The organism is aff. Roholtiella sp. LEGE 12411, from assembly GCF_015206995.1.
Classification (GTDB): Bacteria; Cyanobacteriota; Cyanobacteriia; order Cyanobacteriales; family Nostocaceae; genus Komarekiella.
In genome coordinates this window covers 1-13,595 of the sequence record NZ_JADEXR010000156.1, presented here as the reverse complement: position 1 = coordinate 13,595, position 13,595 = coordinate 1, and the positions used below count along the sequence as shown (strand labels likewise).

The 13,595-nt window shown below is 41.8% G+C and carries 10 protein-coding genes; 4 read left to right on the top strand and 6 right to left on the bottom strand.

Annotated features, from left to right (window positions below):
• On the top strand, positions 1 to 1,619 hold a 1,619-nt coding region (locus IQ246_RS24275; protein ID WP_194005886.1), incomplete at its 5' end, for a GAF domain-containing protein.
• A 149-nt stretch (positions 1,620 to 1,768) separates the two neighbouring features.
• Here the strand turns inward: IQ246_RS24275 and IQ246_RS24270 are convergent.
• The 5 genes from IQ246_RS24270 to IQ246_RS24250 form a co-directional block, all read right to left on the bottom strand.
• The gene (locus IQ246_RS24270; RefSeq protein WP_244142145.1) at positions 1,769 to 3,574 is read right to left on the bottom strand and encodes a bifunctional serine/threonine-protein kinase/formylglycine-generating enzyme family protein; all 1,806 of its coding nucleotides are present in this window, start codon (positions 3,572 to 3,574) and stop codon (positions 1,769 to 1,771) included.
• 488 nt (positions 3,575 to 4,062) lie between these two features.
• The gene (locus tag IQ246_RS24265) at positions 4,063 to 4,950 is read right to left on the bottom strand and encodes a hypothetical protein (protein WP_194005885.1); all 888 of its coding nucleotides are present in this window, start codon (positions 4,948 to 4,950) and stop codon (positions 4,063 to 4,065) included.
• Positions 4,951 to 4,998: 48 nt separating this feature from the next.
• Positions 4,999 to 5,508: a hypothetical protein gene (locus IQ246_RS24260; protein ID WP_194005884.1), complete on the bottom strand. Its 510-nt coding sequence runs from the start codon at positions 5,506 to 5,508 to the stop codon at positions 4,999 to 5,001.
• A gap of 202 nt (positions 5,509 to 5,710) precedes the next feature.
• Positions 5,711 to 6,358 (bottom strand): class I SAM-dependent methyltransferase, encoded by a 648-nt coding sequence (locus IQ246_RS24255; RefSeq protein ID WP_194005883.1) that lies wholly within the window; start codon positions 6,356 to 6,358, stop codon positions 5,711 to 5,713.
• The gene (locus IQ246_RS24250; protein WP_194005882.1) at positions 6,339 to 6,572 is read right to left on the bottom strand and encodes a hypothetical protein; all 234 of its coding nucleotides are present in this window, start codon (positions 6,570 to 6,572) and stop codon (positions 6,339 to 6,341) included. The genes IQ246_RS24255 and IQ246_RS24250 overlap by 20 nt, the downstream gene beginning before the upstream one ends.
• A gap of 135 nt (positions 6,573 to 6,707) precedes the next feature.
• Between IQ246_RS24250 and IQ246_RS24245 the strand changes: the two genes are divergently transcribed.
• Complete coding sequence (locus IQ246_RS24245) at positions 6,708 to 8,387, top strand: glycosyltransferase family 39 protein (RefSeq protein WP_194005881.1); 1,680 nt, start codon at positions 6,708 to 6,710, stop codon at positions 8,385 to 8,387.
• 49 nt (positions 8,388 to 8,436) lie between these two features.
• Here IQ246_RS24245 and IQ246_RS24240 read toward each other — a convergent pair whose 3' ends face one another.
• Positions 8,437 to 10,158 (bottom strand): hypothetical protein, encoded by a 1,722-nt coding sequence (locus IQ246_RS24240; RefSeq protein WP_194005880.1) that lies wholly within the window; start codon positions 10,156 to 10,158, stop codon positions 8,437 to 8,439.
• 836 nt (positions 10,159 to 10,994) lie between these two features.
• Between IQ246_RS24240 and IQ246_RS24235 the strand changes: the two genes are divergently transcribed.
• Together IQ246_RS24235 and IQ246_RS24230 are read left to right on the top strand one after the other, a co-directional pair.
• On the top strand, positions 10,995 to 12,221 hold the full coding sequence (locus IQ246_RS24235; protein WP_194005879.1) for a succinate--CoA ligase subunit beta: 1,227 nt from the start codon (positions 10,995 to 10,997) through the stop codon (positions 12,219 to 12,221).
• Positions 12,222 to 12,275: 54 nt separating this feature from the next.
• Positions 12,276 to 13,157: a CoA-binding protein gene (locus tag IQ246_RS24230; RefSeq protein WP_194005878.1), complete on the top strand. Its 882-nt coding sequence runs from the start codon at positions 12,276 to 12,278 to the stop codon at positions 13,155 to 13,157.
• Positions 13,158 to 13,595 lie beyond the last annotated feature (438 nt).

Below are 13,595 nucleotides of genomic sequence, written 5' to 3'. Positions count from 1 at the left end.
CAACCAACAACATTTATGAAGCAGGACTGAGCGCTTGTCACATCAGCCAACTAGAACCCTTTGCTGTGAAGGCGAATTTAGTTGCACCCATTCTTAAGGATGACCAGTTGTTTGGTTTACTGATTGCTCATCAGTGTTCTGCACCTAGGGAGTGGCAGAAGTTTGAAATTGATTTATTTGCTCAGTTAGCTGTGCAGATAGGATTTGCCCTTGACCATGCTAGACTGCTCCAGCGCATTGATGCTGAAGGAATGCAAACCCATTTAATTGCAGATATTACCCGTCGAATTCGGCGATCGCTCAACGAAGAAGATGTACTAAAAACCACAGTTGACGAAATTCGCAAAGCAATCAGCACTGACCGAGTGATTGTCTATGGTTTTGATGCCAACTGGTATGGCACAGTGATTGCCGAAGCAGTACTTCCAGGCTTTCCTAAAGCATTGCGAGCCAACATCAAAGACCCTTGTTTTGCCGAGGGCTATGTCGAACAATACCAAGCGGGTCGAGTTCGAGCAACCAACAACATTTATGAAGCAGGACTGAGCGCTTGTCACATCAGCCAACTAGAACCCTTTGCTGTGAAGGCGAATTTAGTTGCACCCATTCTTAAGGATGACCAGTTGTTTGGTTTACTGATTGCCCATCAGTGTTCTGCACCTAGGGAGTGGCAGCAGTTTGAAATTGATTTGCTCGCTCAGTTAGCCATGCAGGTGGGATTTGCTCTTGATCATGCTAGGCTCCTAGACCAGGTAGAACAGGCATATCAATCCGTCGAATCCGCCTTTTACGAGCAGCAACAACAAAAAGAAGCGCTCCAGCATCAAGCATCAGAACTATTGAGGGATAGTGAAACTATTGTCGAAACACTCTCCTCTGAGACACTTAGCCAGATGGAGTCTTTGACATCTGCATATAATCAAATTCACGCATTGGCTAATTCGGCTCGCGAAATGCTCCTTTGTATCCAACAAGCAGAACATCAGGAACAGCAGCTCAGTGACACGGTAAAGGATGGGCAGGAGGGCATAAACCTGGTTGGAGAAAGCATTTGGGCGATTCGATCGACGGTTATAGAAGCTGCTGCAAGAGTTAAGCGCTTAGACCAGCCTTCTCAACATCTCTCGCAAGGAGTGAGCCTGCTCAGCCAGGTTGGAGCACAGATCAAGTTCCATGTTATGAAAGTCGCCCTAGAAGCAGTCCGTACTGGTGAGGCGCGAGATGCTTCTATTGCAGAGAAAGTCCTTTCCTTGGTGCAGCAGTTGGATACCGACATTGCAGAAATCCAATCCGTGATTGCAGAAATTCACACAGCAAATAACGAAGTCGTAGCGTTAATGGAGGCTGGAAAGGAACAGGCGATCGCTCTTACTCAAGGAGTCACAGAAACTCAGCAAAAACTTAATCAAATTAACGTCATCAGTACCCAGGTGAACGCACTAGTTGAGGGACTGACTGAAGCAGCAACCAACCAAGTGGAAACTTCAACCGCTGCCAGCCAGTCTATTCTAGAAGTTGCGAGTATTGCTAATCAAACATCAGAGCAAGCTGTGGCAGTGGCTAAGTCTTTAGCTAAGTTGACAGCAATTGCACAAGCTCCACAGGAGAATAATTCGTAAGTCCTATAAATATAGAAATAGAAATATGGAGCGCCTAACTCCTGAATAGAAGTCACGAGTGTGCGGCTTGCAGAAATTAAATGTAGAGACGTTCCATGAAACGTTTCTACAAGGTTTATAAAGAACGCATATTTAATTTCTGGAGATGTCTAAAAAGAAACTGCAACCCTAAAACCGAGGAGATTACCCCGACCATCTTGAGGATTCCAACTGCGATATGCAGACCGACACAGCCTCAAAGAGCTTTTCCAAGAACCACCTCGAACCAAACGAGACTGACTCTCATCATTAGACAACCACACACTACTATCAGAGGGTGCGCCGTCATAATTGTCGTGCCAGTGATCCGCGCACCATTCCCACACATTGCCATGCATATCGTATAACCCAAAGGCATTTGCTGGAAAACTTCCTACTAAGCTCGTTTGCCCATAATTTGTCCCTTGAGAGCCAGCGCTGTAGATAGAGTTGTTGTTATAGTTTGCCAAGCTGGGGATGAGAGTTTCACCAAAATGAAAGGGGGTAGTGGTTCTAGCACGACAGGCATATTCCCACTCGGCTTCGCTAGGAAGCCGATATTCTCGTCCTGTTTCCTGACATAGCCGCTCACAAAACTCTACTGCATCATCCCAAGAAACTTGCTCCACTGGATAGTTTATCCCTTTAAAATTAGCGGGATCAGGATCAAGATCGCGATTGATTGGGGGAAGCATTGCAACTGCTCGCCATTGTGCTTGGGTAACTGGAAACTTACCCATAAAAAAGGATTGGACTGTTACTGAATGCTGTGGACTCTCAGAATCAAATCGTTCTGGTTCATCCTTTGGAGAACCCATAAGGAATTGCCCACGAGGAATAGATACCATCTCTAAGGTGATGCTATTACCTAAATCTTCAACAAAGCATTGAGCTGATCCACGAGTCCGGTTAATGTCATAGGTAATTGTGGAGACAGATTGTTTTAAACAAACAGTAGCTATCTCAAACTCAAATTGCTGCAAAGGTAAGATTGTTGTTTCAAGTTCAGTTTGATCAAACTCAAATAGTTCTATATCAAACTGCGATCCAAATGTCGAGTTGAAGTTTGAGGTTGGAGGTGATGGCGAGAGTACTGCTGGCAGTGATAAGGGCAACACTGTAGTTGATGTGAGTGCTTCCAATGCTTCAACTGCTGACTGGTAGCGCAGAGTGTAATTATCGCACACCATTGTATCGAGAACATCGGCTAGGCGATCGCTCACTCGAACACAGTCACGCCAGAGGGGTTTTCCAGTACCGGAATCTTCGTGCAGAAGATAGGGTGGAATTCCTGTCAAGGCTTCAATACCCATCATTCCTAAAGCATAGACATCACTGCACAGGCGGGGTTTCCCTCTGGCTTGCTCAGCGGGTATATAGCCTAGAGTGCCAATAAAGACAGTATTACGAATTAACTTCCGAAGATTAATCGAGAAGGTGCCAAGTTCTTTGACCGAGCCAAAGTCAATCAAGAAAAGCTTGCCATCCTGTTTACACCGCATCACATTTTCGGGTTTAATATCTCGGTGAATTACATTGTGTTGATGAACAAAGACTAGCACCTCCAAAATTTCCTGTAACAGTTTGGTGACATCACTCTCTGGAAGTTGCTTTCCCCGCACAATTTCTTTTCTGAGAGTGTGTCCCTCTACGTAGTCTTGGATAATGTACAGTTCATTTTGCACAGGAAAGTGAGCCAGTAACCGGGGGATTTGAGGATGTTCGCCTAATTTCTCCAGCATTACTGCTTCCTGCTCAAATAGTTCCAGTATCTTAGGATGAGTATGCTTTGGTTTGAGCCGCTTAACTACACATAAAGGTTTGCTGGGACGTTTGTGATCTCTAGCCAAGTAGGTTTCGCCAAAGTTTCCTTCACCCAGTTGTTTCAGGATTTTGTAGCGTCCATCCAGTAGTTCTCCTATAAAATCCATACTCATTGGTAAAGCTCAGACTCAGCGCCAGTGAAGTTTTAGCGTATTTACAGTTTTATGATTTTAAAGCTTCGGGTTGAGAGCAATACGAAAAAGTTGTTGACAAAAAAGCTGGGATTTTTCTGATAGGTAATAGTTTAAGAGCAGATGTTAATACCTTAAACATAACAAAATTAACAACTTGCTGGAACAGATAAACACTATCACTATTTGCAGAAGTCTTGACAGTGATATCGAATTGCCATAAATGATGTTGTTTAAGATTCCGGGAATAGCCTTCTAATGAAGAGTGCAGAGTACCAAGTAAATCTAAACTTTTGACTCTTGACAGCCAGAACGCATAATCATCCACTCCTAACGAGTAAAAGATGATTACCCAATACTTCTCGGATCAGTACTCTTCACCTCTGGCGTAGTCTGGGAAAAGAAGGGTTTAAATTCACCCTTTCCCCTTTAACCGAGAAGTATTGGATGTTACATAATTACCTATCCACTTAAATCTCAGCTACAGCTCGTTCAATCAAGCGACGCGCTAGAGTTTGTGTGCCTGTGTGTTCATAGTAATTTGTTGACATATCCAAGAACGCCGCTAGGTAGTCTAATTTATCATCAGCAATTTCTACAAAACCTTGCAAGTTATGGGCAACTTTTTGTGGCGTTAAATTATTGGTGGTGACGATACCACTCATCCAACCTTTAACTGAGTCAAAGCTTTCGCCAATAAAGTTTAGTTTGCCGGCAGGATTGTTACCTGGAATCACATCTTTAATATTTTGGAAAGTCGAGTTTTTTTCTAACTCCTGGGGATTTGTTTGGTTCAGACCGGATATCGCTTTGCTGATGAAGTCTGGCCCTAAAGGTATCAAACCATCAACGCAAACTAAAGCTACCATGCGGATGAGTGATTCACCACTATACTCACCTAAAGAGGCGACAAAATCCCCAATACTATCTCCAGGAATGCCGTTGATTTGGCAGAAAGCTACTAATTCAGCGACTAATTTCAATGTTAAATCGATAGTTTGAGCTTTATCAGGTTTAGGAGTAACAGAATTTAAAAAACCCAAAAGGGGAATTTTCTCACCAACTTTGTTAGCTAAAGCTGCTGCACCAATGGCTTTATCTGTACCATCAACAGTTTGATAAAGCCACAAGGCTGTTTGATATCCTTGAGAGCGATCATTGTAAAGATAAATCGCTCGTTCGCCAATTTGCTGGATTAAGTCCTCGTCAGTTTCGCCAGTGACAGTCTTGATGGTGTTCACAAAGCCAACAGTATTTTGCCACTCACCAGGAGCAACAAAATCGAGGGATTTTAACATAGAAATGGTCAAGTTGTTGGTAGGCAATTCATCAACCAACTCAATAATCGATTTGCTCACAAAAATCTCCTAATTTCGGTTTTGTTACTTGAATGTTGGTAGTTTTGATTATTTCAGTTTGGCTAAACCATCAAGATTAAATTTACTTATCCAAGTGGCGCGATCGCTCGCTGTAAATGACGGTGAGCGAGAAAGTACTTTCACTTGATACTTACCTACTAAAACAGCAGTTTGTGTTTGACCTTGTTCTACTGCTGGATAACCACCAATTTTTTTGGTGCTATTTGAAAATTTTGCCGCTGCTGTCGGTGTGCTAGTTGTATCAGAAATAGACAGCATTGCTAAATCTTTGCCGTCTTTTTTCAACTTCGCTTCGGCAAAGCCTTTTTTCTCTTGAGTATACACAGACTGGTAGCCGGCTTCAGTAGATGGGAAGAATTTATTAAATTTATCGCCTTGAGTGGCGTTTTTAGCAACCGCTTGACCACTCTTTTGTCGGCTGCTTTCTTGTTGCGCCTGGTCAAAACGTCCTGGTGCTTTTGGAGTGCAAGCTGTAGTCAATAGTACAACTGACAGCAACAAAGCAGCTAAAATCCTACGCTTACGGGTTAAAATCATCTCTAGTTTCTCCTTATCTTGAGTTTGAGGCAATTATCTGCGCTGTTGTCAGTTTGAACCAGAAAATTCACTTTTTGATCATTATTGTTGGGTATCTAGAGTTATTTATTTTCCCGTTGGTGGATCATTTGGAGAAAATAAGAGTTAGGAGACAGGGGGAGCAAACAGATATGGAGGAAAATTCTTTACTCCGCACTCAGCACTACTGAATGCGGTGAGCGATCGCAGCATAGAACGGATCTCCTCCGGCTGCACCCAACCACTGTAAAACAGCCGGCGCTTTTGACTTATGGACAATAACTTCTGGAGTAGAAAATCCTGGGACTGAGGCGAAGTAGCGTTTGACTAATTCAACTCGATATGTTTCAGAAGCATCCCGCCAAGCTTGAATCGCCTTTTGAAAAAACATCCGGTTAGAAAAGCTGATAATTGCAACGCCACCAGGTTTAAGAATCCGATGAATTTCGGAAAATACTGCTTCTGGGTATTGCACATACTGCACTGAAACGCAGTTGAGAACGGCATCAAAATCCTGGTCTGGTAAAGGTAACTGAGGATTTTCGTTGATATTTTGGACAAAATAATGATTTAAGCGCGGATTACGTGCCAGCTCTTCGGCATTTAGTCCGTGTCCTTCAACATGGGCAAACTGTAACTCTTCTGGTAGATGAGATACCCAGCTACTCATCATATCAAGTATGCGCGTGTTGGGTTGAAGGCGATCGCGATATAAATCCGTCAGCTGTTGAATAAATCCTTCATCGACATGGGTAACAAAGCGGGGATAGTCATAAAACAGCTTGTCGTTTGTGTCATCTAATTTTAGGCGTTCATTTGGTCTTAGCATCATAAATCTCTGTTTTGCACGACTTTCTTCCCAAAATTGAATCAATTTCAGGTAATATTTTGAACAATGGTTCTGTAACATATTTTAATAAAAGCAAGACATATATAGTAATCCGATTTGATTCGTGAACTGACTCGTAGAGACAGGGAATGGAGAATGGGGCATGGGGCATGGGGCATGGAGAAGAAGTAATAAAGATGTACTGAATTTTTTTCATAAATCAATAACCAGATACCAGTAGCCAAAATGTATAATTCTCCTGTCTGCTGACTCCTAAACAAAAGAGTATTGTAGACAACTGAGAACCGCGATCGGCGAATCCAAGCAAAAGTATTCAATTCGGATTAATCCAATGTTGTATAGACTACAGTCGTTGCAGCCTATGTGGCGGCAAATGCGCCTAGCAGCAATATTACCTTATGTTAGTTTGTTACTTTGGATACTCCCCTTGTTGCTATTCAGTTCTGGGGAGAATAGCCTGATGGCACATGATGAAGGGCTGTATGCTTGGCGAGCACGCCAGATGTTGGATTCTGGCGATTGGATAGCTCCTTGGGGCAATGCTCATCATAAAACTCCTGGGCCCTATTGGTTAATTGCTGCTTCCTACCAGTTGTTTGGCATCAGCGAAGCCAGTGGACGAATTCCTACTATGATAGCTGGCATTTTTAGCCTATTACTTATATATGAAATCGGCAAAATTTTGCTGGGTAAAAAAGTAGCTTGGCTGGCTGGTGCGATTTTGAGTGTGGAATTTCTCTGGTTGCAATACTGTCGCTTAGGCACGCCTGATTTACCGATGATTTTATTGGTACTTTTAGCTATTTGGTCTTTATTAAAAGCTGAATTGTATCCTAAATATGATTATTTTTGGAGTTTTATTGCTGGTTTAAGTTTAGGGTTGGGCTTCTTAGTTAGAAGCTTTATGATTTTATTACCAATCATGGCTTTATTCCCTTATTTTATCTGGGAACATCGCCGTCATCGTCATCTTGCTAATCCAATTTTGTATTTAGGTTTAATGGTAGGTTTAATTCCTACCTTGGCTTGGCTGTGGTTGAACTGGCTGCGTTACGGTAATTTGAGTTATGGGCAGTTGTTTAAGTTTGTTGTGGATCTAGGTTCTGAAGACCGTAACCACAATGGAGCATTTTTCTATGTCTGGAATATCCCTTTAAAATCATTTCCTTGGTTTTTTTTAAGTCTTTTAGGCTTAGTGTTGGCGTTACGCCGTCCCCTTCCTCGCTATCAACTTATATTAGTAGGTTTTCCACTTGTATTATTTGCGGAACTTAGTCTGTTCTCGACTCGTTTATCTCACTATAGTCTTTGCCTTTATCCCTTCATAGCAATGCTTGCGGCGGTGGGTTTAAATTGGTTGGGTAGAATTTATCAAATAGGACTGACATCCCGAAAAATTTCCCCTAAATCTCCTCTTCAAAAGGGGAGAAGAAATTTATTAACTTCCTTTGCAAGGATAGCTGGGGATCTTCCCCGTAACCTTAGTTATGTCTGTGGTGTGTTAGGTATTGTACTTTTATTAGGGGGTATAGTCGCTTTAGCTAGCGGTAATGCTGATATCCGCAAGTACTCACCAATCGGCTTGATTGTGGGGTTAGCTTGGTTAATGATGCCTGTGGTGTGGATTGGCCGTTACCATTTTGGTTATAAGTTTCTCACAGCTCGTTACTGGGTAGCTAGTTGGTTAATTCCCTGTTGGTTAGCTTTGGCTGTAGCTGGTAATATGGGTTTTCTGGGTGATTATAACCCTGCTTATAGAACTTTTTTACAACAAACTGCGATCGCCTCAATTCTCCAAACTCATCCCATCTATTTTGTACAAGTAGGTGGGAAAAACGCTGTACTGCTAAACTTTTATACTCCTATTCACGGTCAACGAGTAGACACTATTTCCCAAGTACCTGCTTTTAGCTATGCTTGGATTTATACAAAAAAGCCTCCAGAATTATCTACACCTCACCGGGTTGTCGGTACAGTGAAAGACTACCAGTTGATTCAAGTCTCTCCTTAATAATCTACCAAGAGGGATATAGCGGTTTTCACTTCAGTGAGGTAATAGACTACCCTTCCAGCGTCCGCACATAAACTATCTGACCTTGAGCATCATAGAGAAAAAGGGGTAAATTGGCATTGTCACTAATTACGGCTAGCGCTTCGCGTAAAGTTTGCAAGTGATTGGTAGCGTCAACAGAAGTAGTTAGGTTCTCTGTATCAGAATTGGTCAAGCTATTTTGGATTACTTGGTCATACTCAGGAGTTAACCGGACAATAATTCCTTCGTTGTCTAAGCTAAAGGTGCAAATCTGAATTTCATTAATACAAGTTTTATCTAGATCAGTGCGGGTTTGTTGTAAATTGCTGCTGAGTTGTAGTTTCTCTTGTGCATTCTTGAGAGCAACTGAGTAGGGTTCGACGAGAGTCTGAGTTTGAGTGTAGTAAAAGCTATCACGAGATATCTGTTTAGCAGCGTGCAAAGCCTGATCCCAGTATGTAGCCGCTGCTTGCCATTGATTTTGTTGTTCATAAGCTTTGGCTTGATTGGCAGTGCTAATGGCTTGTTGGTAGGTTTTAGCAGCTAATTGTTCTTTGGTAGTGCGATCGCGTGCGGCTGCTAATTTAGGTTTATACTCTGTTAGCAGCTTTTGGGCTTCTTGGTATCCTTGGCTAGTCTGGGGAATCACATTCAAAGCATTAACTACCACCTGCCAAGTAGACTGTACTTTTTGCCAGTTATTCAAAGATTTAGCTGTGGCTTCCTGGTTAGCGGCTGTATTGGCTACAGCTTTAGCTGCTGTGAGTTTTTTCAACCATTTTTCCGCAGCGAGCATCTGCTGATTTAAAGTGTGCAATTTAACACGATAATCCAGCAATTTTGCTTGCACGAGTCCATAGAGTTCACTGTTGGGACTTACAGCCTCTAATGGCGCGATCGCTTGTCGCCATAAATGTTGTCTAGCTTGTAATTCCTCTAGACTATTTGCGGGAGTTTTAATTTTTTGTGCTGCGATCGATGCAGTCTGCAAAGCCTTAACTACCTGGTTAATTTTTTCTGCTCGCCCAGACAAACTTGCTCTTAGTTCTTCTGCTTGCTGGTAATGGGGCGACCATCGAGGAATCGGTTTCAGGGCGACACTGGCCGCCTGAAGTCGCTGTTGCACCGCTAACAATTCATTTTCTGACTTGGCGCGGCGCATCAGTTGCTGGGATTCGGTTTTTAATTGCTCAGCAATTTGAACTTCCTTACACTTAGACATCACACAAGGGCGAGTTAGACAGTAAGCACCGCCAGCTAAGACTACAACTCCTACCACTGCACCCAGCATAATAGCTTTAACTTGGCGTGCTGGCTTGGAAACCGACAAATCTGGCGCACCTACAAACGGGTCAAACGGTTCCTCTTGCTTAATCTCATCAACAGCTGGCGATGAAGAGGCGGGAAAGAGTAATTGTTTATTTACCTCCCTCACTCCCCCACTCCCCCCCTGCTTCACTATTAAAAAACGTTTGGCATAAGGGAGTTTTTCGCCCAAGACTCTGAGAAAACATTGCACCCGCTGTTCTCTATGGGGTGCTAAAGACTGGAGTACTTCCTCAAGGATTGCAAAGATTGTTTGAGAGTCAACTATCGTACTTGATGAATGTTGCGTTAGAATCATTAACTCGTCTTTATTGACGCCACACTTAACTTGGAAGACTTCAACCGATGGCACTTCTACAAGCAATTGTTCTTGCAAAGTTTTGGCTAAAAGCCGTAAATCTTCCTCCTGAACTGCTACTTTCATAGAGCTTCCCGGTGATCTTCTATATAGTTTTTTTTATTTTTAAGGGTAGGAAATGAATTTTTTCCGTTTGTTGAATACAGATGCACAGTTTTAACCAACCACAGCTTGAAAATCAGAACGACCAACTTTCTAACATAAATTCCGTCTTTTAACCAAAAATTAAATGAGTAGTAATAATTGTTCGCTTGGCTACATTTTTGCTCTACTAAATGTGAAATTAGACAATCTGTCCAAAAGCAGAAATTACAAATAAAAAATGGGAATAATAAAGTTTTTGAGGATTTTAACGGTCTTATTAGTGACCATTAATTCATAGTAATAATTCATAGTAAGTATAAGGACTTAATTTAGTGAAAGCTTGTATTAAGCGGCTCTATCCCTTTAAAATCCTACACAGAGCGATAAATAGTTGACTACAAACCAAGGAAACAATGTTGTGTCATCCGCAGTTGCATTCAAAGATATTACTTATTGAAGAGGAAACAAGAAAAAAGATTTCTGACTTCTGATACAGACACCTAGAGGCTCAAAGAGTGGCTTCTCGTAAGAGTATAATCACGTCTTTACCCCCGACTCCTACAGAAGTTTTTGACATTAATGCTAGTTATCTTCTATGCTGAGGAACTTACTGAGGAGATTAATCGCGTCTGGTTGACCTGGCACAAATGGGTTGGTAATAGAAATTAATTTACCTCATCTGCTGAATTCGATAAAATTGATAGATGAAAAATGAATTTTTATAGTTAGTCAAAACCTAATTATGTAACTCAGGTGCTGCAAAAGAGGAAAGACAGCACCAATCAAATGTTTTGAAAGTATCAATACAAGGTGCGTCAATGGATTTATTAGAGTACCAAGTTAAAGAATGGTTTGGAAAGATAGGCATTCCTATATTGCCCTCCCAAAGAATTGACCATCCCACAGATTTGAAACGTTTAAAAATTCGCTTTCCGATTGTACTAAAATCTCAAGTACATGGAGCAGAACGGGCAAAAGCTGGTGGTGTCAGGTTTGCGGAAACGACCATTGATGCGATCGCTGCGGCACAAAGTATCTTCAATTTACCAATTTGGGGCGAGTTACCGGAAGTCTTACTAGCAGAATCTCAATACGATGCCAACCAGGAATTTTATTTAGCAGTGGTTTTAGATACTGCTGTTTGCCGACCAGTACTTTTAGGTTGCAAAGAAGCTAATATTGATTGGGAATCGGCTGGGGAAAAAATGGTACATGTTGTCGTTGAACAAGAATTCTCTCCATTTTATGCTCGACGACTAGCTTTGAAAATGGGTTTGCAGGGAACGCTAATGCAGTCGGTAAGCAGCGTTGTGGAAAAAATGTATCAGTTATTTGTGCAAAAAGACCTGGATTTAGTGGAAATTAATCCTTTGGCAGTTAATGCTGCTGATCAAGTTATGGCTCTAAATGGTAAAGTCAGGGTTAATGAACGAGCAATTAAGCGTCATCCAGATCTCGCCCAAATGACAGCAAACATCATCAGCCGTCATACTAGTACTGAAATTAATGGCATTTTAGGCGACTGGGATGGTGTAGAAATGCACGGTAAAATCGGTATTTTGGGTAATGGCGCTGGTTCGGTAATGGCAACCTTGGATTTAGTCGCCAATGCTGGCGGTAAACCTGGTGTTTGTTTGAATTTACGTCATGCTTTCCTTACAGATATAGCACCAACTACTTTTCGCGATCGCTTAGATATAGGTCTAAAAATCTTGGACGCTGACAAAAGCATTCAAGTGATACTAATTAACTTCTTGGGTAGCATTCCTCAATCTGAAGAAGTAACTGAAGTCATAGCTAAATTTGTGCAGCAAGACAAAAGTGAACTCAAATCACAGGTTGTACGCTCGAATGGCACTAAAAGCCGCCGAGAGATTCACTTTCCACCCTTAGTTATCCGTCTTGCTGGTTCTGAGTTTAATGCCGCTAGAGAATATTTAGCAACACTAAACACCCACACCGATGCGCTAATAGTGGTAGAAAATTTAGATGAGGCAGTAGACAAAGCAGTTAGTTTGGCTAAGTTACCCACTTCTAAGAAGTAGTGACCGTCAAAATAATTCGTAATTATTTGGTTATCAAACTTACGGTAATTTTTTATGAACTTAACACCAGACAGTAAAGTGCTAATTCAAGGCTTTTGTGAATTCATATCAGGAATTCATATTGCTCAAATGAAAGCTTATGGCACGAATTTGGTGGCTGGTGTCAATCCTGGATGTGGTGGACAGCTACTGAACGATCTGCCAGTATTTGACTTGGTGGAAGAGGTGATAACGGAATTTGGAGCAATTGACACGACCATTATTTGTGTACACCCTTTCCAAGTATTAGATGCAGCATTGGAAGCGATCGCATCTAATATCCACCAGATAATTATTATTACTGCTGGTGTGCCGCCTTTGGATATGGTGCAATTACTTCGCAAAGCCGAGTCCTGTGAAACCCTTGTAGTGGGGCCAAATAGTCCTGGAATTATTGTACCGGGAAAAATTCTTTTAGGAACTCACCCTAATGAATTCTATACTCCTGGGCCAGTGGGTATTGTCAGCCGTAGCAGCACCCTTACTTATGAAATTGCCTACGAATTGACTAAAGCTAATTTAGGGCAGTCGATTAGTGTCAGCATTGGTAGTGATGCGATCGTTGGTTCATCGTTTCTGCAATGGTTGCAAATTTTGGATGAGGATGAAACTACACAAGCGATCGTTTTAGTCGGTCAACCTGGTGGGGGTAGTGAAGAAGCTGCGGCGCGTTACATTGCTGAAGCAATTGATAAACCAGTAATTGCTTACATTGCTGGTAGACAAGCACCACCAGTAAAAAGTTGGCGTCAAACTGGAACTTTAGCAACGGTTATAGGACGAGATTCTAACTTTGGCACAGCTCAAAGTAAATTAGATGCTTTAAAAGAAGTACACGTTCCAGTAGCTGAACGCCCGTCTCAAATTCCAGAACTGGTAAGAAAAAGAATTCATTAAGATGCTCCCCGATGTGGTTATACAGCAAATTTCAGGTACATGAAGTACATAAATAAAACCCGAAATCCTGTAGAGACGTTACATGTAACGTCTCTACATGTAACGTCTCTACGTATGATTCATGAAAATGCTAAGTGCTGTATATGTTGGGGATTTATAAGCCAATATAATGTGATATTAGAGCGATCGCACTTTTGACAAGACAGTTAGTAAACAGAATAAGTGCGATCGCACTTGTTTAATAATATTAGGCGATTTGGTTCTTCACAGATACTTTCTCTGGGTCTACTTTTAAACGGCTGGCTAAGATTTTATAGCGGTTATCAGTCTTCTGAAGTACAGTAGCAGCAGTGAGTAAACCAACCGAGTAAATTCTCTATCGTCACTTCTGCGAATGCCGCATCTAATGCCTGGAGTAAATCAGGGTATGTCCTTGCA